Source organism: Pararoseomonas baculiformis (assembly GCF_017813395.1).
GTDB lineage: Bacteria > Pseudomonadota > Alphaproteobacteria > Acetobacterales > Acetobacteraceae > Roseomonas > Roseomonas baculiformis.
Map to the genome: position 1 here is coordinate 78,102 of NZ_JAGIZB010000015.1, position 23,358 is coordinate 101,459.

Consider the following 23,358-nt stretch of genomic DNA (forward strand, 5'->3'; position numbering starts at 1 on the left):
CGCGTTGACCGCGCCTGCGGGCGGCTCCATACAAAGGGGGTGACCGCCCGCGCCCCATCGCCTGCCGAAGCCGTGCCGAACGGCCCTGAGGGCCATGATGGCGGCGTTGCAGCCTCCCCTTCCTCCGGCCCCGCGCCGGGCGAGCGCGCGCCCGCCGCCGCGATCGCGGATTGGCGGCAGCGCATGGTGCCTTCGCGCGCGCGGCGGAACTACACGCGCGGGGCCATCCTACGCCGGCGCATCCTCGTGCGGGCGCTCAAGTTCCTGCTGCCGCTCGGCGCCCTGGCGCTGCTCAGCGCCATCGTGCTCTGGCCGGAATTCGAGAATGCGGGGGAGAATGCGCGGCTTTCCTTCCGCCGCATCGGCCGCGCCACGCCCGAATCCGTTCGGGTGGTGGACCCGCGTTACCAGGGGGTGGATGAGCAGGGCCGTCCCTTCAACGTCACCGCCTTCACCGCTTCGCAACAGGGAAGCACGAATGTGGTGGATCTGGAGGCGCCGCGCGGCGACCTGATGCTGTCCGGCGATGGATGGATGCTGCTGGAGAGCCGGAACGGGCGGTATGACCGCGATGCGAACATCCTGGACCTGCGGGGCGACGTGACGATCTGGCAGGACGACGGGACCTTGATCGAGACCCAGGAGGCGCGGGTGGATGTGAAGGGCGGGAATGCGGAGGGCGACCGGCCCATCGCGGCCCAGGGAACATTCGGGACCATCACGGGTGATGGCTTCCGGCTTCGGGAGCGCGGGGCTGTGGTGGTGTTCACCGGCAATGCCCGCGCCGTGCTGGAGGGTGGCAAGTGATGATGCCTCGCTTGGGCCTTGCGGCCTTCCTCGCCCTGCCCCTGCTGGCGGGCCCTGCCCTCTCGCAGCCGATCGACCTGTCCGGCGGCGGGCCGGTCGAGGTCACGGCGACCGAAGGCATCGAGTGGCGCCAGAACGAGCAGGTGGTGGTGGCGCGCGGCAATGCGCGCGCCGTGCGCGACGGCGTGACCATCGAGGCGACGCGGCTGATCGCGCGCTACCGGCCCCGCGCGGGCGGGCAGCCCGCACCGGCGCAGCCGGCGGGCCAGGCGGAGGGCGCGAGCCCGCTTTCCGGCGGCGAGATCTGGCGCCTGGAAGCCGAGGGGAATGTCCGGATCAGCACGGAGACGGACAAGGCGCAGGGTGACCGCGCGGTCTATGACATGGACCAGGCCGTGATGGTGCTGACGGGCCGGGACCTGCGCCTGGCGACGCCGAACGACACGATCACGGCGCGGGACAGCCTGGAATACTGGTCCCAGCGCCGCATGGCGGTGGCGCGGGGCGCGGCGAAGGTGGTGACGGGCGAGAACCGCCAGATCACGGCCGACACGCTGGTGGGTTATTTCCTTGAACAGGCGCCGCCCGTGCAGACTGCGGCGGCGCGGCCGGCGCCGGCCCGCGGCGGCCCTGCCCCGGCCCGCGTGCCGGGCGAGGGCTCGAAGCTCGACCGGGTCGAGGTGTTCGGGAATGTCGAGATCCGCACGGAGGCCGAGGTCGTGCGCGGGGACCGGGCCGTCTACAGCCCGGTGAGCGGCATGGCGCGGATACTCGGCAATGTCCGCATCACGCGCGGGCAGAACCAGTTGCAGGGGCAGGAAGCCATCGTGAACCTCCGCAGCGGCGTCTCGCGCCTTGTCTCGGCGCCCGGGCAGCGGGTGCAGGGGCTGGTGCTGCCCTCCTCCGGCCAGGAGGGTGCGGCGGCCGGGGCTGGCGCGGCGCGGCCGGGCCAGCCGCAGGGACGCGCGCGATGAGCGAGGCGCAGCGCGCCCTGCCCGCGGATTCCGGCCTTGTCGCCCGAAGCCTGGGCAAGCGCTACAAGAAGCGCCCGGTGGTGCGCGGCGTGTCGCTGAGCCTCAAGCGTGGCGAGGCGGTCGGGCTGCTCGGGCCGAATGGCGCGGGCAAGACGACCACCTTCTACATGATGACGGGCCTCGTGCGGCCGGATGAGGGTCAGGTCTTCCTCGACGGGCATGACGTGACCATGCTGCCCATGTACCGCCGCGCGCGGCTGGGGCTGGGCTACCTGCCGCAGGAGGCCTCGATCTTCCGGGGCCTCTCGGTGGAGGACAACATCCGCGCGGCGCTGGAGGTGGTGGAGCCGCATCGCGAGCGGCGCGACCAGATGCTGGATTCGCTGCTGGCGGAGTTCGGCATCGCGCATCTGCGGCGCTCCCCTGCCCTGGCGCTTTCGGGCGGCGAGCGGCGGCGCTGCGAGATCGCGCGCGCGCTGGCGACGCATCCCGCCTATATCCTGCTGGACGAGCCGCTGGCGGGCATCGACCCGATCGCGGTGGGCGAGATCCGCGACCTGGTGAAGCACCTGAAGAACCGCGGGATCGGCGTGCTGATCACCGAGCACAATGTGCGCGAGACGCTGGCCATCATCGACCGCGCCTACATCCTCCATGACGGCCAGGTGCTGATGGAGGGAACGCCCGAGGAAGTGGTGGCGCATGAGGGCGTGCGGCGCGTCTATCTGGGCGAGACCTTCAGCTGGTGAACGAAGCCGGGGCCTTCCGCATCGGGGGACCGGCGCCGGGCCGACGGCGCGGGGGCATCCTCTGTGGCCCAACCATTCTTTCCCCTGGCCGGGATAGGCGCTGACCATGTCCCTCGGGCCGCGGCTGGACTTCCGGCAGACGCAGCAGCTGGTGATGACGCCGCAGCTGCGGCAGGCCATCAAGCTGCTGCAGTCGAGCAACATGGAGGTGACCGCCTTCGTCGAGGAGGAGTTGGAGCGGAACCCGCTGCTGGAGCGGGAGGAGAGCAGCGCCCCTGCCCCCGCGGCAACGGTGGAGCCGGATTGCTTCGAGGCGGCTTCTTCCGCGACCATGCCGGCGGAGAACGCCGCGCCGACCGAGGCGGACTGGTCCGGCCAGTATGAGAGCGGCGAGGCCCTCTATCCCTCCCGCGGGGGCCGGGCGGATGCCTGGGACGAGGATGGGCGCAGCCTTGAGGAGATCGCCGGCGAGCGCCCGCGCTCCCTGCGCGAGCTGCTGGCGGAGCAGGTGAGCCTGGCCTTCGGCGATGCTCGGGAGCGGTTGATCGCGGGGCAGATGATCGCGCTGCTAGACCCGGCCGGGCGGCTGACCGTTCCCGATGCCGCCTTCGCGGCCGCGCTGGGCTGCGACGAGGCGCTGGTGACCTCCATCCGCCGGCGGATGCAGCGCTTCGAGCCTACCGGGCTGTTCTGCGCCGATCTGCGGGAATGCCTGGCGGTGCAGCTGGCGGAACTGAACCGGCTGGACCCGGCGATGGAGGCCCTGCTGGACAACCTGCACCTGCTCGCGCGGCGGGATATGGCAGGGCTGCTCCGTGTTTGCGGGGTTGATGCCGAGGACCTGGCGGAGATGGTGGCCGAGATTCGCCGCCTGAATCCGAAGCCCGGCGCGCTGGCCGATGCGGAGCCGGCGCCCATGGTGGTGCCGGACGTGCTGATGCGCCGCCTGCCGGATGGGACCTGGCAGCTGGAGCTGAACCCGGAGACCTTGCCCCGTGTGCTGGTGAACCGCGGTTTTCATGCCACCGCCCAGACCGGCACGCGCAACAAGGAGGACAAGGCCTTCCTGGCCGAGAAGCTGCAGGCGGCGAACTGGCTGGTGCGGAGCCTGGAGCAGCGGGCCAACACCATCCTGCGCGTGGCCGCCGAGATCGTGCGGCGGCAGGAGGGCTTCTTCCGCCATGGCGTCGGGCATCTGCGGCCGCTGATCCTGCGCGACGTGGCGGATGAGCTGGGGATGCATGAAAGCACCGTCTCCCGCGTGACGGCGAACAAGTACATCGCGACCCCGCGCGGGACGCTGGAGCTGAAGTACTTCTTCACCACCGCAATCGCGGGCATGCGTGGCGGCGAGAGCTTCTCGGCCGAGGCGATCCGCCACCGCATCCGCGACATGGTGGATGCGGAAACGGCGGAGGACATCCTCTCGGACGACGCCATCGTGGAGCGGCTGCGCGCGGAGGGCGTGGATATCGCCCGCCGCACCGTGGCCAAGTACCGGGACGCGCTGCGCATCCCATCCTCGGTGCAGCGCAAACGGGAAAAATCGGTTCCGGCGCTCTGAACGCTCCCCTTTAAAGCTGCCCGGCGGTCCTCAGTTGACCTATGTTACAGGCGCGAGACAGGGGAGCCGATCCATGCAGATCACGGTCGCCGGCAAGGGAGTGGATACCGGCGAGGCGCTGAAGACCCATGTCCGGGACGGACTGGCCCTGATCACCCGGAAGTATTTCGACCATGCGATCGACGCGCATGTCACATTCCGGAAGGACCGGGCCTTCTTTGCCTGCGACATCAACCTGCGTGCCGGGCGAGGCCTGAACATGCGGGCGGAGGGCGAGGGCACGGATGCGCACCGGGCCTTCGCGGATGCCGCCGAGCATATCGGCAAGCGGCTGCGCCGCTATCGCCGCCGCGTGAACGAGCATGCCCGCAGCCTGGCCGACAGCCGGGAGCCGCCGCCCGAGCCGGCGCGGGATGTGGTGCTGCGGGGCGAGGAGGATACCGCGGAGGGGCAGGAGGAGGCCGAGCCCGTCGTCACGCCCGAGGGCTACATCAATGGTGCGGTGGTGGCGGAACGCCCGACCGAGATCAGCCGGCTGTCCGTCCAGGAAGCGGTGATGCGGCTGGACCTGGCGCAGGAGCCGGTGCTGATGTTCCGCAACCGCGACACGGGGGTGCTGAACGTGGTGTACCGCCGCGCGGACGGGCATGTGGGATGGGTTGACCCGCAGCGGGCCTGACGCCGGGGGGACCTCATCCAAGGGGGCGGCTGCCCCCCTTGGGCCGGGGCGCGCGGCCCTAGTGTACCAGGACCGGCGCCATCTCGTGCTGGAGGATGGCCGCGATGGCCAGGGCCTCGTTCGGGGCGGCGCCGATCGGGGTGCCATCGGCGGCATGGATGGCCACGGCCTGGGTTCCGTTGACGGTCACCGGACGGATATAGGCCATCTCCTGTGCCCCGAAGCGCGCCCAGTCGAGCGCGGACAGGTTGCGGAGCGTGGTGATCGGGTTCGGGTTCATCGGTCTCTCCTCGCCCGCAGCCGGAATGGCCTGCGGACTGGTAACGCCCGTTTCGCTCCCCGGTTCGGCGAAGCGTTCAGGGCGGGGGAAGGATTCAGGCCTCGCCGTCCACCAGGGGTCGGGTTCGGCCGTTGATCTGGATGGTGCGGACGCGGACCTCGGGCTGGGGGCGGCGCAGTTCCACATGCAGCAGCCCGTTGTCCAACCAGGCGCCCTCGATCTCGATGCCCTCGGCGATGACGAAGGCGCGCTGGAACTGCCGGGCGGCGATGCCGCGGTGCAGGAAGACCCGGCCCTCGCCATCGTCCTTCTGGCGGCCGCGGATCACGAGCTGGTTGTCCTCCTGGGTGATCTGGAGGTCGTCCATGGCGAAGCCCGCCACGGCCAGGGTGATGCGGAGCCGGTCGGCGGCGATCTGCTCGATGTTGTAGGGCGGGTATCCGTCGGCGCTCTTCTGCACGCGGTCGAGCATCTGCTCCAGATGGTCGAAGCCAAGGAAAAGCGGCGATCCGAAGACCGGGGAACGCGACATGGAAGCGGCATCCTTCAGGAAGCGAGGCCACGCGGACCGGCCCATCAGGCACCGGCCCACGGGTGGGGATATTGGCGATCGCGACCGGGGTTGCAAGCCCGTGCATTGCAGGGCGTTAACATCCACGTGGCATGCCGCATTCCGCCGGGGCGCGTTCTGCCCTACATGCGGCGGGCAAGGCCATGAACGACGTTCCTCTCCTCCCCATCCTGCTTCACCCCGCGCCCGTGCTGCGCGCCAAGGCCCGCGCGGTCGCCGAGGGCGATGGCGACCGGGTGCGCGCGCTGGCGCCACGCATGCTGGCCACCATGTACAAGGCGCCCGGCATCGGGCTGGCGGCGCCCCAGGTGGGGGAAAGCCTGCGGCTGGTGGTGATCGACATCCAGAAGGATGACCAGCCCAGCCCGATGGTGCTGGTGAACCCCGAGATCGTGGCGGTGAGCGAGGAGCGCGCGGTGCGGGAGGAAGGCTGCCTTTCCATCCCTGGCCAGTACGCGGATGTGGAGCGGCCGGCGCGGGTGAAGGTGCGCTGGCGGGAGCTGGACGGCACGCGGCGGGAGATGGAGGCCGATGACCTGCTGGCCACCTGCCTGCAGCACGAGATCGACCACCTGGACGGCGTGATGTTCACGGACCTGCTGAGTCCGCTGAAGCGGAACATGCTGCTGAAGAAGTTCCTCAAGGAGCAGAAGCTGAAGTCGCGGGAGGCAATGTGACCGCGCGCAAGCTGCGGCTGGCCTTCATGGGCAGCCCGGCCTTCTCGGTGCCGGCCCTGCAGGCGCTGCATGGGGCCGGGCATGAGATCGCGATGGTCTATGCCCAGCCGCCGCGCCCCGCCGGGCGCGGGCAGCGCGAAACCCCCTGCCCCGTCCACCAGGCGGCGCTGGAGCTGGGACTGCCGGTGCGGACCCCGGCGCGCCTGCGCAAGGATGCGGCGGAGCACGAGGCCTTCGCGGCGCTGGATCTGGATGCCGCGGTGGTGGTGGCCTATGGCCTGATCCTGCCGAAGCCGATGCTGGATGCGCCGCGGCGGGGCTGCCTGAACATCCATGCCAGCCTGCTGCCGCGCTGGCGCGGGGCGGCGCCGATCCATGCGGCGGTGCTGGCCGGGGATGCAGAGACGGGCATCACCATCATGCGGATGGATGAGGGGCTGGATACCGGCCCGATGCTGCTGCGCGAGGCCACGCCGATCGGGCCGCGCGACACGGTGGTGGCGGTGCATGACCGGCTTTCGGAAATGGGGGCGCGGCTGATCCTGCGCGCGCTGGAGGAGGATCCTCCGGCCGTGCCGCAGCCCGAGGAGGGTGCGACCTATGCCCCCAAGCTGGGCAAGGAGGACGGACGCCTGGACTGGACCCAGCCGGCCGGGGCGCTGGACCGGCGGGTGCGCGCGATGAATCCCTGGCCCGGTGCCTATACGGGCTGGAACGGGGAGATGCTCCGGGTGATCTCGGCGGCGCCGGAGCCCGGGCGCGAGGCGGCGCCGGGGACGGTGCTGGACGATGCGCTGCTGGTGGCCTGCGGCGGTGGCACGGCGCTGCGGCTGGCGCGGGTGCAGCGGGCCGGGCGGGCGGCCATGGATGCGGATGCCTTCCTGCGCGGCTCGCCCGTGCCGGCGGGCACGGTGCTGGGCTGAGATGCCGCGCTACGCGCTGCTGGTCGAATATGACGGAGCCCCTTTCGTCGGCTGGCAGCGGCAGCGGGACGGGATGTCCGTCCAGCAGGTCCTGGAGGAAGCCGCGGCGCCGCTGAATGGCGGGGTTGAGCCCGTGGTGGGCGCCGCCGGGCGCACCGATGCCGGCGTGCATGCCGAGGGGCAGGTTGCCCAGGTGGACCTGGGGGCGGAGTTGCCGGTGGAGCGGGTGCGCGAGGCGCTGAACACCCGGAGCCGGCCCTATCCGGTATCCGTGCTCTCGGTGGCCCGGCCCGACGAGGAATGGAGTGCGCGTTTTTCCGCGGTGCACCGGGCCTACCGCTACCGCATCCTGAACCGGCGCGCCCGCCCCGGGCTGGATATGGGGCGCGTGTGGCACGTGCCGCAGCGCCTGGATGCCGAGGCGATGCATGAGGCGGCGCAGGGGCTGCTTGGGCATCACGACTTCTCGGCCTTTCGCGCCTCATCCTGCCAGGCGCGGGATGCTCTACGGACGCTGGACCGGCTGGATGTGAGCCGGCAGGGCGAGGAGATCGTGGTGCGGGTGGAGGCGCGGTCCTTCTTGCACCATCAGGTCCGCAACATGGTGGGCACGCTGGCCCAGGTGGGGCGCGGTCTGCGGCCGGTTTCCTGGCCGCGGCAGGTGCTGGACGCGCGGGACCGGCGGCACGCGGGGCAGACGGCGCCGGCGGAGGGGCTGTGTTTCGTCTCGGTGCGGTATGAGCCGGGGCTGGAGTGGCCGATCTAGGGGCTGGTGCCCCCAGGGGGTGTCACCAGCCAGGCCCCGCTGCGCGCGATGGGGTTTCCCGGGAACGCGGCGCGGGAGGTCCGGGGGAAGCGCCGCTTCCCCCGGGGCCAGTGGAGCCTACAGCCCGGCCTGGGTGACGAACTTGGTCACCAGATAGGGCTCCAGAGCCTCGGAGCCGCCCTCGGAGCCGTAGCCGCTGTCCTTCACGCCGCCGAACGGCACTTCCGGCAGGGCGAGGCCGAGATGGTTGATGGTCATCATCCCGGTCTCGACGCTGGCGGCGATGCGCTGGGCCGTGGTGGCCGAGCCGGTGAAGGCATAGGCGGCCAGGCCGAAGGGCAGGCGGTTGGATTCCTGCACCACCTCGTCGAAGTCGGAGAAGCGGTTCACCAGGGCGAGCGGGCCAAAGGGCTCCTCGTTCATGGCGCGGGCATCGAGCGGCAGGTCGGAGATGACCGTCGGCTCGTAGAAATAGCCCTTGTTGCCGATGCGGCTGCCGCCGGCCTGGAGCTTCGCGCCGCGGCCGACCGCATCCTGCACCAGCGTCTCGATGGTGGGCACGCGGCGGTCATTGGCGAGCGGGCCCATCTGCACCCCCTCCTCCATGCCGTTGCCGACCTTCAGGGACTTGGCATAGCTGGTGAAGGTCTCGAGGAACTCGTCGAAGCTGCGCTCCTGGATCAGGAAGCGCGTGGGCGAGACGCAGACCTGGCCGGCGTTGCGGAACTTCGAGGTGGCGAGGGTCTTGGCGGCCTTCTGGATGTCGGCGTCGTCGAAGACGATGGCCGGGGCGTGGCCGCCCAGTTCCATGGTGGCGCGCTTCATGTGCTGCCCGGCGAGGCCCGCGAGCAGCTTCCCGACCGGGGTGGAGCCGGTGAAGGTGATCTTGCGGATGGTCGGGTGCGGGATGAGGTAGGAGGAGATCTCCGCCGGCACGCCATAGACCAGCTGCACGACGCCCTTCGGCAGGCCCGCATCGATGAAGGCGCGGATCAGCTCGGCCGGGGAGGCCGGGGTTTCCTCGGGCGCCTTGACGATGATGGAGTTGCCCGTGGCCAGCGCCGCCGAGAGCTTGCGGACGACCTGGTTGATGGGGAAGTTCCAGGGCGTGAATGCGGCGACGGGGCCGACGGGCTCGCGCACCACGAGCTGGTAGATGCCCTCGGCGCGCGCGGGGATGACGCGGCCATAGGCGCGGCGGCCTTCCTCGGCCATCCACTCGATGATGTCGGCGCCGGCCAGCGTCTCCATCTTCGCCTCGGGCAGGGGCTTGCCCTGCTCGGCCGTCATCATCGCGGCGATGGCGTCGGCGCGGCTGCGGAGGATGTCGGCCGCCTTGCGCATGAGCTTGTAGCGATCGAAGACCGAGGTCTTGCGCCAGATCGCGAAGCCGCGCTCGGCCGCCTCCAGCGCCTCGTCGAGATCGGCCTTCTCGGCATGGGCGACGGTGCCGATGACCTCTTCCGTCGCGGGGTTGATCACCTCGATCGTCTTGCCCGAGCGCGCGTCGCGCCACTCGCCGTCGATGTGAAGCTGAACCTTGGGGTAGTTCGCCATGATGTCGTGAATCTCCGTCAGACGACGAGTTCGATGAGGAAGGGACCGGTCCGGCTCACGCTCTGGGACAGGAGGTCGCCCAGCGTGTCGAGGCTTTCGGCGCGCGCGGCCTCCACCCCCATGCCCTCGGCGAGCTTCACCCAGTTGAGGTCCGGATTGCCCAGATCAAGCATGTTCATCGCGGTCGGGCCGGGATTGGCGCCCACGCCGGCATATTCGCCGATGAGGATCTGGTACTTGCGGTTCGAGATGATGATGGTCGTGACCGGCAGCTTCTCGCGCGCCTGGGTCCAGAGGCTCTGGAGCGAGTACATGGCCGAGCCATCCGCCTGAAGGCTGATGACGCGGCGCTGGCCGCCCGCGCCGATGGCGGCGCCGGTGGCGACGGGCAGGCCGTCGCCGATCGCGCCGCCGGTGAGGTGCAGCCAGTCATGCGGCGGGGCGGCGTGGGTCTCGGGATAGAAGCCGCGGCCGTAGGAGACGCTCTCGTCGGAGATGATGGCGTTTTCCGGCATCAGCGCCGCGACGGTGCGCGCCAGGCCTTCCGGCGTGGGGGCGCCGCGCACGGGCTCGGGGCGCGGGCCAGGATCGGGGATGGCGGCCTGGGGGGCGCCCAGCTCGTCCACCAGGGCCTGGAGGGCGGCCTCGGCATCCTGCTCGAAGCGGGAGAGGACGTGGACCTGGGCGGATGCCGGGTAGTGGATGGAGGGCTTGTTCGGATAGGCGAAGAAGCCGACCGGGGCCTTGGCGTTCACCAGGATGAGGTGCTCGACATCGGCGAGCGCCTTGATGGCAACGTCGGCGACATAGGGCACGCGCTCGAGCTGCACGCGGCCCCGGCCGCGGGCGACGCGGGCGTTGGAGCCTTCCGCCAGCAGCCTGGCGCCGGTGTGCTGGGCGATGCGCCAGGCGAGGGCCTGGCCGTTCTCCCGCACGGCCGGGCCGCCGAGCAGGATGAGGACGTTCTTGCCCTCGCGCAGGATGCGGGCGGCGGTGCGGACGGCCGCTGGGTCGGGCGCCTGGGCCTGGGGCACGGGCAGGGCCTCGGCCACCTCGCCGCCCTCGTTCCAGGAGGCATCGGAGGGGAGGATGAGGCTGGCGATGCCGCCCGGGGCGGTGCGGGCGGCCTGGACGGCCACCGCGGCGTCGCGCCCGACATCGGCCGAGGAGGCGCTGGTGCGGACCCAGGCGGAGACCGGGCGGGCCCAGCCCTCGGTGTCCGCGGTCAGTGGGGCGTCGTAGGGGCGGTGGTAGGTGGCGTGGTCGCCGACGATGTTGACGATGCCGGAGCGTGCGCGGCGGGCGTTGTGCAGGTTGCCCAGCCCGTTCGCCAGGCCGGGGCCGCAGTGCAGCAGGGTGCAGGCGGGCTTGCCGGCGAGGCGCCAGTAGCCATCGGCCATGCCGGTGACGACGTTCTCCTGCAGCCCGAGCACGCAGCGCATGCCCGGGATCTGGTCCAGGGCGGCGACGAAGTGCATCTCGCTCGTGCCCGGGTTGGCGAAGCAGGTGTCCACCCCTGACTTGAGCAGGGTGTGGACGAGGCTATGGGCACCGTTCACGGCGTTCGACTCTCCCGGAAAAAAGGCGCCGCACGTTGCGCGCGGGGGCTTCGCGCCGCAAGGCCGCGAGGGGCAATCAATTCGCTTCACAGAATCGAGAGATGAACGAATAGTAACCGTACGGCCAGCGAAACGGCCGAGACGGGGAAACCTGCCATGCTGCGCCTTTCAGTGGCCTTCTTCCTCTCGGGCTTCGGTGCCCTGCTCTGCCAGATCGTCTGGCAGCGCATGCTGGGCATCTTCGCGGGCTCGGACAGCGTCTCGGCGGCGCTGGTGGTCGGCGCCTTCCTGGCCGGGCTGGGGCTGGGTTCGATTCTCGGGGCGAAGCTGGCTGACAGGCTCTCCCCGGCGCGGGCGCTGCTGGGCTTCGTGGTGGCGGAGACGGGGGTGAGCAGTTTCGCCCTGCTCTCCAAGCCCTTCCTCTACGACCTCCTCGCGATCGACCTGGCCGGGGTGGTGGACAGCCCCGCAGCGATCTTCGCCCTGTGCTTTGCCGGGCTGGTGCTGCCCACGACGCTCATGGGGGCATCGCTGCCCCTGCTCGCGCGGGCGGTCGCCACCTCGCTGGACACGGTGGCGGAGCGTGTGGGGCGGCTTTACGGGCTGAACACGCTGGGCGCGGGGCTGGGGGCGCTGCTGGGGGGCTGGCTCCTGGCGGGGAATCTGGGCTTTGTCGGTGCGCTCTGGCTCGCGGCGGGGCTGGACCTGGTTGCGGGGCTGCTCGCCCTCACCCTCCTGCCCGGGATGCGGCGGCAGGCCGTGCCGGTGGCTGCGGCGAGCGTGGGCCCGGCGGCCGCACCTTTCGGCGGGCTGCCGCTCTGGTGCGCCCTGGTCTTCGTCTCGGGCTATGTGATCGTCGCGCTGGAAATCGTCTGGGTGCGGCTGCTCGGGCAGGTCGGGCAGTACCACGCCTATCTGTTCCCCACGGTGCTCGGCATCTTCCTGCTGGCGGATGGGCTGGGGATGGAGGTGGCATCGCGGATGCTGCGGCGGATCCGGGATCCGCGCCCGGCCTTCTTCGCCGCCCAGGCCGGCGGCTTCGCCCTGGCGGCGCTGCTCATCCTCGGGCTGTGGTGGGCTTTGCCGCACTGGCCGCTGGACCAGGTGCTGGGCGCGGACCGGCACCGGCTGCACGGCGCGGGGCTGGCCACCACCGTCGCCCTTACCCTCCTTGTGGTCGGGCCGCCCTCCTTCCTCATCGGGATGACCTTCCCCTTTGTGCAGCGGGCGGTGCAGCAGGACATGACGAGCATCGGGGCTCGGGTGGGCTGGGTGCAGCTGGCCAATATCCTGGGGAATGCGGCGGGCTCGGTGGGGACGGGGCTCGTCTCCTTCCACCTGCTCGGCACGGCCGGCACGCTGCACCTGCTCGGGGCGCTCTCGGTGGGGCTGGCGGGGCTTTGGCTGTTCCGCGCGCGGGGCCGGGGCATGGCGCTGGGAATGGGGGCGGCCTGCGCGGCGCTGACCCTGGCCATCCCGGGCAATGCGCGCTTCTGGTCGCGGCTGCATGCGGAGCGGGATGGCCACGCCGTCTCCTGGGCGGAGGACCGGTCCGGCATCGCCTTCTTCCGGGATGAGAACCGGCCTGGTGCGGGCCCGGAGGGGCCGTTCTTCATCCAGGGCTTCAGCCAGGGGCGGCTGCCCTTCCTGCCCATCCACCAGTTCCTCGGCGCGCTGGGGCCGCTGGTGCATCCGGAGCCGCGGCGGGTGATGGTGGTGGGCATCGGCTCCGGCGGCACGCCCTGGGCCGCCGGGGTGCGGCCGGAGACGCGGGAGATCCGGGCGGTGGAGCTGGTGGGGCCGGTGCTGCCGGCGCTGGAAGGGGTGGCGCGGCGCCATCCCGGCGGGGCCGTGGCCGCGCTGCTCTCCGATCCCCGCTACAGGCTGGAATATGGCGATGGCCGCCGCGCCCTGGCGATGGACCAGCAGCTGTGGGACGTGATCCAGGCCGACGCGATCCTGCCGGAGGGCTCGCATTCCGGGCTGCTCTATTCGGCGGAGTTCCTGCAGACCGTGCGGCGGCGCCTGGCACCGGGCGGACTCTATGTGCAATGGGCGCCGACCGTGCGGGTGGCGGAGACCTTCGCGGCGAGCTTTCCCCATGCCGTGCTGCTGATGCCGGCGAGCGTGCTGATCGGCAGCAACGACCCGCTTCCGCTGGATCTCCCGGCGCTGGCGGCGCGCTTCCGTGAGGAAGGCGTGCAGGCCCGCCTGCTGCGCGGCAATGCGGAGATGCGCGATTATGCCGCGATGTTCCGCGACGTGCCGGTGGTGTGGGAGCCGGGGATGCCTCGTGGGGAGGCGACTCTCACCGATATCTTCCCGCGGGACGAATTCTACCTGAACAACCCCGTTCACGGTGCGGAACTGCTGGCCAGGCGGCTGCGCGCGGCAGGAAGCACCGCGACGACCATGCCATCATCCCGCTGAGGGGGCGGGCGCCACGCAGGCGCGGCGAAGCCTCCCGCTTTGGCCTTGCCGGCGCGCGCGAGCCGGCGCAATTTCCGGCCTCCGCGCGCATAGGGATTTGTATTCATGGGCACGACGATTTCCGGCGAGACCACCGCCCCGATCCAGGAAGGGCCGACCAATGCGGCGCTGCAGGCACGCCGCGAGGCGGCCGTGCCGCGTGGCCTGGGCATTTCCCTCCCCGTCTTCGCCGCGAAGGCGAAGGGCTCCGAGGTCACGGATGTCGAGGGCAAGCGCTACATCGATTTCGGCGGCGGCATCGCCGTGCTCAACACCGGCCACCTGCACCCGAAGGTGAAGGCCGCGGTGCAGGCGCAGCTGGAGAACTTCTCCCACACCTGCATCCAGGTGACGCCCTATGAGAGCTATATCCGCCTTGCGGAGCGGCTGAACGCCATCGCGCCGGTTCGCGGCCCGGCCAAGACCATCTTCCTCACCACCGGCGCCGAGGCGGTGGAGAACGCGGTGAAGATCGCCCGCGCCCATACGGGCCGCCCGGGCGTGATCGCCTTCTCCGGCGCCTTCCACGGCCGCACGCTGCTCGGCATGGCGCTGACCGGCAAGGTGGTGCCGTACAAGGTGGGTTTCGGCCCGATGCCGGCCGACATCTACCACCTGCCCTTCCCCGTGGCGTATCACGGCAAGGAGGTGGCGGACACGCTCGAAGCCATCGAGACGCTGTTCAAGTCCGACATCGACCCGAACCGCATCGCCGCCTTCATCATCGAGCCCGTGCAGGGCGAGGGCGGCTTCTACCAGGCGCAGCCGGAGCTGATGCAGGGCCTGCGCGCCATTGCGGACAAGTACGGCATCCTGCTGATCGCGGACGAGGTGCAGACCGGCTTCGCCCGCACGGGCAAGATGTTCGCGATGGAGCACACCGGCGTGAAGGCCGACCTCGTCACCATGGCGAAGTCCCTCGCCGGCGGCTTCCCGCTCTCCGCGGTTTCCGGCACCGCCTCCATCATGGACGCGCCGAATGTCGGTGGCCTCGGCGGCACCTATGGCGGCTCGCCGCTGGGCTGCGCGGCGGGCAATGCGGTGCTGGACGTGATCGAGGAGGAAGGCCTCATCGAGCGCGCCAATGTCATCGGCGACCTGCTGGTGGCGCGCATCAAGGAGCTGCAGGCGAGCAACACGCTCACCGGCATCATCGGCGATATCCGCCAGGTCGGCGGCATGGTGGCGATGGAGATGGTGGCGGATGGCGATGCCAGCAAGCCGGACCCGGACCTGACCCGCGCGCTGGTGGCGCGCGCGGCCGAGAAGGGTCTGATCCTTCTCTCCTGCGGCGTGCGCGCGAATGTCATCCGCTTCCTCTGCCCGCTGACCACCAGCGACGCGCTGGTGAACGAGGGCATGGACATGCTGGGCGAGGCGCTGCGCGAATGCGTGGCCGAGCGCAGCGCGGGCTGAGGCTTCGCCCGTGAAGGAGGATATCCGCAGGGCGCTGCTGTTCGGCGCGCCCTGCGGGGCCGCCGCGGTCATCGTCTTCCGGGATTCGACGCTGTTCCTGCTGCATCACCTGTTCAAGGTGATGCCGCTGGCGGCCTATGTGCAGACGATCGGCCCCTATGGGCTGCCCTATGTCTGGTGGTTCTGCCTGCTCGGCGCGGCCGGCGGCTTCATCATCGGGCTGGCGCTGCGCTGGCTTCCGGTGCCGGACCTGCTGACCGGCGCGGTGCTCGGCGTCGGCGCGGCTTACCTGGTGCCGCAATACCTGCCCCGGAGCACGCCACCCTGGGTGCTGCCCCTTGTAGGAGCGGCCTGGGGCTGGGGTGCGACCTTCCTCATGCGGCCGCTCTCGCTGCGTGGGCGTGGCTGAACCGGCCATCCTTGGCGTCGTGCTGGCCGGCGGGCTGGCACGGCGGATGGGTGGCGGGGACAAGACGCTGCTGCCGCTGAACGGGCGGCCCATGCTTTCCATCCTGCTGGAACGGCTGGCGCCGCAGGTCTCGGCCATCTCGATCAGCGCCAATGGTGACGGCGCGCGCTTCGGGGCGGTTGCGCCGGGCGTGCCGGTGCTGGCGGATCCCCTGCCCGGCTTCCCCGGGCCGCTGGCCGGCATCCTGGCCGGGATGGATCACGCGGCGCGGCTCGGGCTCTGCTGGGTTCTCTCCGTGCCCGGGGACACGCCCCTCATCCCTCCCGATCTCGCCGCTCGGCTCCGCGCGGCCTCTTCGCCCATCGCCTGCGCGGCATCGGCCGGGCGGACGCATCCGCCGATCGCGCTCTGGCCCGTGGGGCTGCGGGAGGAACTGCGCGCCGCGATCACGGCTGGCGAGGGCAAGGTCAGCCGCTGGGCCATGGCGCAGGGCTGTGCGCCGGTGGAATGGCCGGGCGATCCATTCATCAACGCAAACCGGCCGGAAGACCTGCCCTTGCTGGAACGGGCGGAGCGAGAGGGCGCCTGAGCTCCCTGCGGCGCGCTCGGGCTGCGTGTCGGGCAGGGTCGGGTATCTTCCGGACCTGTCGGTTCCCGGAGAGGGCTCTGCCCTCTCCGGACCTCACCCGCCAAGGGCCTGAGGCCCTTGGAACCCCGTCTGGCTACCGCGGATACGGTGCAACACGGGGTCTCTGCCCCTGCTCCTGCCCTTGCAGTCGCCTCGGGTCATGGACCCGAGGCGCACCGTCAGCCGAACCTCTCAAACGGACAGAAAAAGATGATGGTGAGGGGTCCGGGGAGAGGAAGAATTCCTTCTTCCTCTCCCCGGGAATAGGTGCAGCGGACCTATTCGGGGCAGTCATCCATTCCCGGAGTTCCGGCATGCAGTTGGGTGAGTTGCGCCAGGAGGCGCAGGAAGGTGGCGCGGTCACCGGGCGGCAGTGGGGCGAGGAGTCTTTCCTGCACCCGCCGAACGGGTTCCTCGACGTCGCGCAGCAGCTTCTCGCCCTCTGCGGTCAGGTGCAGCCGCTTCGCCCGGCGGTCGCCAGGAGCCGGATCGCGCCGGATCCAACCTTTCGCCTCCAGCCGTTCGATCACGCCGCCCAGGGTGGAGCGGTCGAAGGCGATCAGCGAGGACAGGCGGGTGGCGTCCACGCCGGGATGGGCCCGGATGGCGTAGAGGGCACCGAACTGCACCGAGGTAAGGTCGAACCCATCCAGTTCCTCGGCGAAAAGGGCGCCGGAGATCTGGTGGGCCCGCCGGATGAGATGGCCCGGCATTGCGTAGAGATGCTGCATCGGGGTGCCGTGGTTCCCTTGATCGCCTCCCTCATAGCCGCTCACCCTGATCCGGGCGATGTTGCACGGCATCGGAACAGATTGACCGCATGCTTATTGACCGCATACGGTCTTTTCAACCACTTCCCCACGGGAGAGGCCGGGGAGGCGCCGGCCCGCGCGCCATCCGCTGGTCCATAGGGACGGACGCCGCATGACATCGGACCTGCACGCCCTTCTGGGCGATCTGGTGATCGCCAACCGAATCCTGGCCCATGAGGGGGTGCTGGATGATTTCGGCCATGTGGCGCTGCGCCATCCCGGGCGGCCGGACCGGTTCTTCGTCTCCCGCTCCCGCTCACCCGAGCTGGTGACGCGGGAGGATCTGCTGGAATTCACGCTGGATGGCGTGCCGGTCGATCCCAAGGGCATGCGCCCTTATCTGGAAAGCGTGCTGCATGCGCGCATCTTCGCCGCGCGACCGGATGTGCAGGCCACGGTGCATCACCACTGCCCCGCGGTGCTGCCCTATACGGTGACGGAGGTGCCGCTGCGGCCGATCTTCCACATGGCCTCGGTGCTGGGCGGGCCCGTGCCGGTCTGGGACAGTCGCGACGAGTTCGGCGACACCAACATGCTGATTGACGACGTGCCACGCGCCGACAGCCTGGCACGCGCGCTGGGCGGCGGGACCTCGGTGCTGCTGCGCAACCACGGCGCCACCTGCGCCGCGCATTCCCTGCCCGCCGTGGTCTTCATCTGCGTGCGGATGAAGGACAATGCGGAGCTGCAATCCCGCGCCATGGCCATGGGCACGCCGCGCTATCTCAGCGAGGGCGAGGCGCGGCTGACGGCGGAGATGCTGATGGGCGAGCGCCCGCTGGACCGCGCCTGGTCCTGCTGGCGCGCCCGCGCCGGCTTCGGCGGCATTTGAGGAGGATCCCGGCCATGCCGTTCAGCCGCCGCGCCTTTGCCGCCGCCACACTCCTCGCCACCCTCCCCGCGGGCGCCATGGCCCAGCGCCGCAGCGTGCGCCTGGTGGTGCCCGCCGCCCCGGGTGGCGCCATCGACGTGATCGGGCGCCTCTATGCCGCTCGCCTCGGGGAGGTGACGGATGCCGCCTGGGTGGTGGAGAACCGCTCGGGCGCGAACAACACGCTCGGCGCCGCCGAGGTGGCGCGCTCGGCGCCCGATGGCCAGACATTCCTGGTGAATGCCGATATCCACCTGATGGCCAGGCGCGTGATGCGCAGCGTGCCCTATGATCCCATCGCGGACTTCACGCCCATTGCGAGGCTGGCCACCGCGCCGATGGTGCTGGTGGGCAACCCGCGGCTGACACCGGAGGGCGGCGTGGCCGCGCTGGCCGCGGCGATGAAGGCGCAGCCGGAGAAGCTGCCCTTCGCCAATTCCGCGCTGGGTGCGATGGGGCATCTGGCGACGGAGAGCTTCAAGCGCGAGGTGGGCGCCGATACGCTCGTCGTCTCCTATCGCGGCACCGCCCCGGCGCTGACAGACGTCATCTCGGGCAATGCCGCGCTGATGGTCGCGCCGCTCGGTTCGGCCCTGCCGCATATCGAGGGCGGGCGGCTGCGCGCCTATGCCATCATGGGCCCGCGCCGTTCCTCCCGCGCGCCGGACATTCCCAGCATTGCCGAGCAGGGCATGCCGGGGCTGGACTTCACGCTGTGGTACGCGCTTTGGGCACCGAAGGGTCTGCCGGAGGCGGAGGCGGAGCGGCTGAACGCGGCCATCCGCTCCATCGCGCGGGAGCCGGAGATCCGTGCGCGGATCGCGGACCAGGGCGCGGAACCGGTTTCCGAGAGCCGTTCCGATTTCGCCCGCTTCATCGAGGCCGAGGCGGAACGCAATGCGCGCATCGCGCAGCTCGCGGGCATCCAGCCGGAATAGGCCGAAGCCCGCAGGAGCCGCGCCGGGAGGCCGGCCGGACGATGTGCAAGCTTCGCAATTGAAAAGCCCGGCTGCGGGGAGGTGGCTGCAGCCGGGCCATTCGTGAAGGCGCATCGCCGATCGGGAGAGCGCCCTTCTGCGGCTCTCTATGGACTACCGGTTAAGCGTGGATGTGTGGGTGTTGCGGTTCCGCCCGGACAGGCCGGCGAGGCCAGCAAGGCCGATGAGGCCCAGCCATCCCCAGTTGAAACCGTCGCGATCGTCGCGGGCGCCTGTCATGGCAGTCGTCGAGGCCGTGCCGGTTCCCGCGGTCGTGCCGGTTCCTGGCGTTGTTCCGGTTGTCTGGGCGATGGCGGCACTGCTGAGCATGCACGCGGCAGCCGCTGCCAGGGCAAGCGTCTTGGTCCGGTGTTGGCGCATGTAACCTCCTGCTTTTTCCAGACGTCCCTCGCGCTGACGTCATGGAAATGTAACAGAAAATCACGGGGATGGTTGCGCTGGCGGGAAGGTGCCGGGGCGGGCTGGCCGTCAGGCCCCGCCGCGATCCTCGCGGAAGAGGTGCAGCGCTTCCTGGATCGGCCGGTCTGAGAAGGAGAAGAGCACGCTGTCCTCCGACGCCTCGTGGCGGACCTTCTTCCAGGAGGGGACGACGAAGATGTCGCGCCGGCCCCAGTCCACGACGAAGTCATCGCCGATGACGCTGCGGCCGCGCCCCTCGATCGGCACAAAGATCGTCGCGTCCGTGGAGCGGTAGGCGGCGCTGGAGAAGCCCTTGGGCAGGAGCTGGATGAAGGTGCCCATGGTGGCCATGGCATGGCCGCCGGTCACGGGGTTCGTGTAGCGCATCTTCAACCCGTGGCAGGGGTCCCAGGCCTCCGCGCGCCGCATTCTCTCAAGCGCCTCGCGCGTGCGGGCATAGGGGTAGTTGAAGACGGGCGAGCTGCCGGCCCCGCCGCGGTGGTCCACTGGCAGCAGGTTCGCGCCGAAGCGGGCATCGCTGTCACCCAGGGGACGGGAGATGGGCTGCTCGTCCTGGCCAAGATGCTCGGCGAAGGAGGCGTCCAGGAACTGCACCACCGGGATGTCCAGCCCATCGAGCCAGAAGATGGGCCTGTCGCTGTCATTCCCATGGTCGTGCCAGGCCATGGGGGGCGTGATGATGAAATCGCCTTCCTCCATCATCGTGCGCTCGCCATTCACGGCCGTGTAGGCGCCGCTTCCCTCCAGCACGAAGCGCAGCGCGGTCTGGGTATGGCGATGCGCGGGCGCCACCTCCCCGGGCAGGACGAGCTGCACGCCGGCATAGAGGCTGGTGGTGATGCGGGACTGGCCGCGAAGGCCGGGGTTCTCCAGCACCAGCACGCGCCGCTCGGCTTCCTTCGCGGTGATCAGGCCGCCGGCCTCCATCATCGCGGCGCGGATCTCGTCGAAGCGCCAGCTGGCCGGCCGGCAGGCGCTGCGCGGCTCCGGCGTCACCAGCTCGGCAAGGGAGAGCCAGAGCGGCGTCAGGTTCTGCTGGCCGATGCGTTCGTAGAAGGCCTGGCGTGCCGCTTCCTGGGCGGGTGGGATGCGGGGTTCGGCGGCCATGGCTTCCTCCGTTCTACGGAATTGACCGTATGCTGAATATATGCATTGTGTCAAACCTTCCGAAGCCGGTCCCGGCGCGAAGGCCGGGGCGTGGCGGCGGGGGTTTGCGGGAGCAGCGCGATGGCCCAGGACAGGCCGATCCTCGTGGCCGGCGGCGGCATCGGCGGGCTGGCGGCCGCGCTCGGCCTGGCGCGCGCGGGCTTCACGGTCACGGTGCTCGAACGGGCCCCGGCGCTGGCCGAGATCGGCGCCGGCATCCAGCTCGGCCCCAATGCCTTCCAGGCCTTCGACCACCTGGGCATCGGCGACGAGGCCCGGGCTCTGGCGGTGTATGTGGACCGGCTGCGGCTGATGGACGCGCTGACGGCCGAGGACATCGCCAGCATCGACCTGACCGAGCCCTTTCGCCGGCGCTTCGGCAATCCCTATGCCGTGGTGCATCGGGGGGACCTGCATGGGGTCATGCTGCGCGCCTGCCAGGCGGAGCCGCGCGTCACGCTCCGCACATCAAGCATGGTGACGGGCTATGAGCAGGACGGCGCCTCGGTCACGGCGCTCCTGCAATCCGGCGAGTCCGTGCGGGGCGCAGTCCTGATCGGCGCGGATGGCCTGTGGTCCCGCATCCGGCAGCGCGTGGTGGGGGATGGGCCGCCGCGCGTGACGGGGCACACGACCTACCGGTCCGTGATCCCGACGGAGCAGATGCCGGAAGATCTGCGCTGGAACGCGGCCACGCTCTGGGCCGGGCCGAAATGCCACATCGTCCATTACCCACTCTCGGGCTGGAAGCAGTTCAACCTCGTCGTCACCTACCACAACGACGCGCCGGAGCCGGTGGCCGGGCAGCCCGTGGGCGAGGAGGAGGTGATGGCCGGCTTTCACCACGTCCATCCCCGTGCGCAGAGCATCATCCGCCATGGGCGGGACTGGAAGCTCTGGGTGCTCTGCGACCGGGACCCGGTGGAGCGCTGGGTCGATGGCCGCGTGGCGCTGCTGGGCGATGCGGCGCATCCCACGCTGCAGTACCTGGCGCAGGGCGCCTGCATGGCGATGGAGGACGGGGTGGTGCTGGCCCAGGAGATGGCCGCCCGCCCGGAGGCGCCCGAGGCGGCGCTGGAGGCCTATCGGCGCCGGCGCCTGCTGCGCACCGCCCGGGTTCAGCTGCAGTCCCGCCAGGTGGGGGAGCATATCTACCACCCCGCCGGGGCCCATGCGGCGCTGCGAAACAGCATCATGGCCGCGAAGTCCCGGGAGGCGTGGTACGACGCGATCAACTGGCTGTATGGCGAAACCGGGCTCGACGATGCCCCCTCCCCCCGCGCGGCCCTGGCCGGGGCCTGAGGCCGGGGAACACATCGTGCCGGCCCATGCGGCTTCCTTCCGCGGCGCCTTTTTGTCATTCTCGGCCATGCGCTGGTGCCAAGCCTTTCGTCGTCCGACTTCGCCCGGGTCCGGCGGCCGCCTTGCCGCCCCGGTGCCGAGCCGGGCGTGAGCAGCATCACGGGCTCCCCAGCCCTGGTCCCGCGGCGGGCCGAGGGCGCGCCCGATCCGGCGCCCTCCGCAGATGGCGGTGCCGTGCAGGCCGAGCTGGCTGCGAGCCGTGACGCGCTCCGCGCGCGATCCGACCTGCTCTCCACCATTACCGACAACGCTGCCGAGGCCATGTTCCTGCTGGACGAGCACGGCCGCGTCACCTTCATGAACCCGGCGGCGGAGCGGATGTTCGGCTGGCGCCGGGAGGAGATGCTGGGCGAGCTCCTGCACGACCGGGTCCATCACCACCGCCCGGATGGCCGGCCCTACCCCATGGCGGAGTGTCCGCTCGGCCATGTCTTCGCGACCGGCGAGACCCTGCACGCGCATGAGGATGTGTTTTTCCGGCGGGACGGCTCCGCCATCCCCGTGGCCTGCTCCAACGCCGCCATCGTCACGGAGGGCAGGACGAGGGGTGGCGTGCTCATCGTGCACGACATCTCGGCGCGGAAGGCCTCGGAGGGGCGCCTGGCGGCGCTGGTGGAACTCGGCGACCGCCTTCGCGAGACCGGCGATCCCGCGGGGATCGCCTATGTGGCGGCGGAGATCGTGGGGCGCACCCTCGGGGCGGACCGCGCGGGTTATGGCATGGTGAACAATGCCGCGCAGACCATCAGGATCGACCGGGACTGGGCGGGCGCCGCGCTCCCGAACCTGAGTGGCATATTTTCGCTGCCGTTGTACTGGGAGGGCTTCGCCGAGATCCTCCGGCGCCGAGAGGTCGTCGTGATCGAGGACGTGCTCACGGATCACCGGATCGGGGCCAGCGCCGCCAAGTTCATGGCATTGGGCGTTCGCGCCTGCCTGCACGCACCCTGGACCGAGGCCGGGCAGGTCTCCTCCCTGCTCTATGTCCACTCCGCCGCGCCACGGCGCTGGACCGAGGAGGAGATCGCCTTCGTGCGCGGCGTGGCCGAGCGCGTCTGGGCGGCGGCTGAGCGCGCGCGGGGAGAGCGGCAGCATGAGCTGATGCTCATGGAGCTGAACCACCGCGTGAAGAACATCCTCGCCACGGTGCAGGGGCTGGCCGCCCAGACGCTGAAGGGCGTGGGCGGGGATCCGCGCCGCTTCGCGGGGCATTTCGGCGCGCGGCTGCGGACGCTTGCGCGGGCGCATGACCTCCTGACCGCCCAGGGCTGGGAACCGGCGGGAATCGAGGTCACGCTGCGCGCGGCCCTGGCCCCCTGGCTGGAGAATGGCCGCGCGATCCGGATCGAGATGCCCGATGGCACGGATGAGGCGGAGGTCTCTCCGAGGCAGGCGCAGGCCCTGGTGCTGGCCTTCCATGAGCTGGGCACGAACGCGACGAAATATGGCGCGCTTTCCGTGCCGGAAGGGTCCGTCACGATCCGTTGCGAGGCTGCCGAGGGGAAGGAGGTCGTGCTGCGCTGGCAGGAGCGGGGAGGCCCCCCCGTGGTCCGCCCCCCAGACCGCCGCGGCTTCGGAACCCGGCTTCTCGAGCGCGGGCTCGCCCAGGACCTCGGGCCCGGGAGCAAGGTGGAACTGCTGTTCGAGCCCGCCGGGCTGCGGGCCGCGATCCGCATCACTCCCGTTACCCGGCCCGGCCACTAGGGACCGCGCGCGGCCTG

The 23,358-nt window shown here is 70.7% G+C and carries 23 protein-coding genes; 16 read left to right on the top strand and 7 right to left on the bottom strand.

What is annotated here, in order from left to right:
* The first annotated feature begins 39 nt into the window (after window positions 1-39).
* The 5 genes from lptC to hpf all read left to right on the top strand — a co-directional run bounded on the left by lptC (window position 40) and on the right by hpf (window position 4,773).
* A complete protein-coding gene (gene lptC, locus J8J14_RS15975) occupies window positions 40-807 on the top strand; it encodes an LPS export ABC transporter periplasmic protein LptC (RefSeq protein ID WP_342452462.1) in 768 nt (255 codons plus the stop codon).
* Window positions 807-1,781, top strand: coding sequence for an LptA/OstA family protein (locus J8J14_RS15980; protein ID WP_209380535.1), 975 nt, complete (start codon window positions 807-809; stop codon window positions 1,779-1,781). Before lptC ends, J8J14_RS15980 begins: the two co-directional genes overlap by 1 nt.
* Window positions 1,778-2,530 carry an LPS export ABC transporter ATP-binding protein gene (lptB, locus tag J8J14_RS15985; protein WP_209380536.1) on the top strand — a complete coding sequence of 251 codons (753 nt, stop codon included), beginning with the start codon at window positions 1,778-1,780 and terminating at the stop codon, window positions 2,528-2,530. The genes J8J14_RS15980 and lptB overlap by 4 nt, the downstream gene beginning before the upstream one ends.
* Window positions 2,531-2,636: 106 nt before the next feature.
* Window positions 2,637-4,094, top strand: coding sequence for an RNA polymerase factor sigma-54 (rpoN, locus tag J8J14_RS15990; protein WP_209380537.1), 1,458 nt, complete (start codon window positions 2,637-2,639; stop codon window positions 4,092-4,094).
* Window positions 4,095-4,167: 73 nt separating this feature from the next.
* A complete protein-coding gene (hpf, locus tag J8J14_RS15995) occupies window positions 4,168-4,773 on the top strand; it encodes a ribosome hibernation-promoting factor, HPF/YfiA family (RefSeq protein ID WP_209380538.1) in 606 nt (201 codons plus the stop codon).
* A 58-nt stretch (window positions 4,774-4,831) separates the two neighbouring features.
* On the opposite strand, the gene J8J14_RS16000 is transcribed toward hpf, so the two are convergent.
* A complete protein-coding gene (locus tag J8J14_RS16000) occupies window positions 4,832-5,053 on the bottom strand; it encodes a DUF1150 family protein (RefSeq protein WP_209380539.1) in 222 nt (73 codons plus the stop codon).
* 94 nt (window positions 5,054-5,147) lie between these two features.
* Window positions 5,148-5,585, bottom strand: a complete 438-nt coding sequence (locus tag J8J14_RS16005; protein WP_209380540.1) for an Hsp20 family protein — start codon at window positions 5,583-5,585, stop codon at window positions 5,148-5,150.
* Window positions 5,586-5,767: 182 nt separating this feature from the next.
* Here J8J14_RS16005 and def point away from each other — a divergent pair, with 182 nt between their 5' ends.
* Genes def through truA form a run of 3 tightly spaced genes read left to right on the top strand, consistent with a single transcriptional unit; the run spans window position 5,768 to window position 7,990 of the window.
* Window positions 5,768-6,301: a peptide deformylase gene (gene def / locus J8J14_RS16010; RefSeq protein WP_209380541.1), complete on the top strand. Its 534-nt coding sequence runs from the start codon at window positions 5,768-5,770 to the stop codon at window positions 6,299-6,301.
* An 11-nt stretch (window positions 6,302-6,312) separates the two neighbouring features.
* On the top strand, window positions 6,313-7,224 hold the full coding sequence (gene fmt, locus J8J14_RS16015; protein WP_209380574.1) for a methionyl-tRNA formyltransferase: 912 nt from the start codon (window positions 6,313-6,315) through the stop codon (window positions 7,222-7,224).
* Between the two features lies 1 nt (window position 7,225).
* Complete coding sequence (gene truA / locus J8J14_RS16020) at window positions 7,226-7,990, top strand: tRNA pseudouridine(38-40) synthase TruA (RefSeq protein WP_209380542.1); 765 nt, start codon at window positions 7,226-7,228, stop codon at window positions 7,988-7,990.
* 117 nt (window positions 7,991-8,107) lie between these two features.
* On the opposite strand, the gene J8J14_RS16025 is transcribed toward truA, so the two are convergent.
* Together J8J14_RS16025 and J8J14_RS16030 are read right to left on the bottom strand one after the other, a co-directional pair.
* Window positions 8,108-9,547 carry an NAD-dependent succinate-semialdehyde dehydrogenase gene (locus J8J14_RS16025; RefSeq protein ID WP_209380543.1) on the bottom strand — a complete coding sequence of 480 codons (1,440 nt, stop codon included), beginning with the start codon at window positions 9,545-9,547 and terminating at the stop codon, window positions 8,108-8,110.
* Window positions 9,548-9,564: 17 nt separating this feature from the next.
* Entirely contained in the window at window positions 9,565-11,106 is a 1,542-nt protein-coding gene (locus tag J8J14_RS16030; RefSeq protein ID WP_209380544.1) for an acetolactate synthase large subunit, read from the bottom strand.
* 156 nt (window positions 11,107-11,262) lie between these two features.
* Between J8J14_RS16030 and J8J14_RS16035 the strand changes: the two genes are divergently transcribed.
* From J8J14_RS16035 to mobA, 4 genes are all read left to right on the top strand, one after another.
* Window positions 11,263-13,536, top strand: coding sequence for a fused MFS/spermidine synthase (locus tag J8J14_RS16035; RefSeq protein ID WP_209380545.1), 2,274 nt, complete (start codon window positions 11,263-11,265; stop codon window positions 13,534-13,536).
* Between the two features lie 105 nt (window positions 13,537-13,641).
* Window positions 13,642-14,991 (top strand): 4-aminobutyrate--2-oxoglutarate transaminase, encoded by a 1,350-nt coding sequence (gabT, locus tag J8J14_RS16040; RefSeq protein ID WP_209380546.1) that lies wholly within the window; start codon window positions 13,642-13,644, stop codon window positions 14,989-14,991.
* A gap of 10 nt (window positions 14,992-15,001) precedes the next feature.
* The gene (locus J8J14_RS16045) at window positions 15,002-15,400 is read left to right on the top strand and encodes a hypothetical protein (protein WP_209380547.1); all 399 of its coding nucleotides are present in this window, start codon (window positions 15,002-15,004) and stop codon (window positions 15,398-15,400) included.
* Window positions 15,393-15,989, top strand: coding sequence for a molybdenum cofactor guanylyltransferase MobA (gene mobA, locus J8J14_RS16050; protein WP_342452463.1), 597 nt, complete (start codon window positions 15,393-15,395; stop codon window positions 15,987-15,989). Before J8J14_RS16045 ends, mobA begins: the two co-directional genes overlap by 8 nt.
* Before the next feature lie 317 nt (window positions 15,990-16,306).
* Here mobA and J8J14_RS16055 read toward each other — a convergent pair whose 3' ends face one another.
* Window positions 16,307-16,759 carry a MarR family winged helix-turn-helix transcriptional regulator gene (locus tag J8J14_RS16055; protein WP_209380548.1) on the bottom strand — a complete coding sequence of 151 codons (453 nt, stop codon included), beginning with the start codon at window positions 16,757-16,759 and terminating at the stop codon, window positions 16,307-16,309.
* Window positions 16,760-16,952: 193 nt separating this feature from the next.
* On the opposite strand from J8J14_RS16055, the gene J8J14_RS16060 reads away from it, so the two are divergent.
* Both J8J14_RS16060 and J8J14_RS16065 read left to right on the top strand, forming a co-directional pair.
* Window positions 16,953-17,672, top strand: a complete 720-nt coding sequence (locus J8J14_RS16060; protein WP_209380549.1) for a class II aldolase/adducin family protein — start codon at window positions 16,953-16,955, stop codon at window positions 17,670-17,672.
* A gap of 14 nt (window positions 17,673-17,686) precedes the next feature.
* Entirely contained in the window at window positions 17,687-18,649 is a 963-nt protein-coding gene (locus J8J14_RS16065; protein WP_209380550.1) for a Bug family tripartite tricarboxylate transporter substrate binding protein, read from the top strand.
* Window positions 18,650-18,802: 153 nt separating this feature from the next.
* Here J8J14_RS16065 and J8J14_RS16070 read toward each other — a convergent pair whose 3' ends face one another.
* On the bottom strand, window positions 18,803-19,069 hold the full coding sequence (locus tag J8J14_RS16070; protein WP_209380551.1) for a WGxxGxxG family protein: 267 nt from the start codon (window positions 19,067-19,069) through the stop codon (window positions 18,803-18,805).
* A gap of 108 nt (window positions 19,070-19,177) precedes the next feature.
* Window positions 19,178-20,236, bottom strand: coding sequence for a gentisate 1,2-dioxygenase (gtdA, locus tag J8J14_RS16075; RefSeq protein ID WP_209380552.1), 1,059 nt, complete (start codon window positions 20,234-20,236; stop codon window positions 19,178-19,180).
* A 120-nt stretch (window positions 20,237-20,356) separates the two neighbouring features.
* On the opposite strand from gtdA, the gene J8J14_RS16080 reads away from it, so the two are divergent.
* Together J8J14_RS16080 and J8J14_RS16085 are read left to right on the top strand one after the other, a co-directional pair.
* Window positions 20,357-21,577: a 3-hydroxybenzoate 6-monooxygenase gene (locus J8J14_RS16080; protein WP_209380553.1), complete on the top strand. Its 1,221-nt coding sequence runs from the start codon at window positions 20,357-20,359 to the stop codon at window positions 21,575-21,577.
* A 147-nt stretch (window positions 21,578-21,724) separates the two neighbouring features.
* Entirely contained in the window at window positions 21,725-23,341 is a 1,617-nt protein-coding gene (locus tag J8J14_RS16085) for a sensor histidine kinase (protein WP_209380554.1), read from the top strand.
* The last annotated feature ends 17 nt before the right edge of the window (window positions 23,342-23,358 follow it).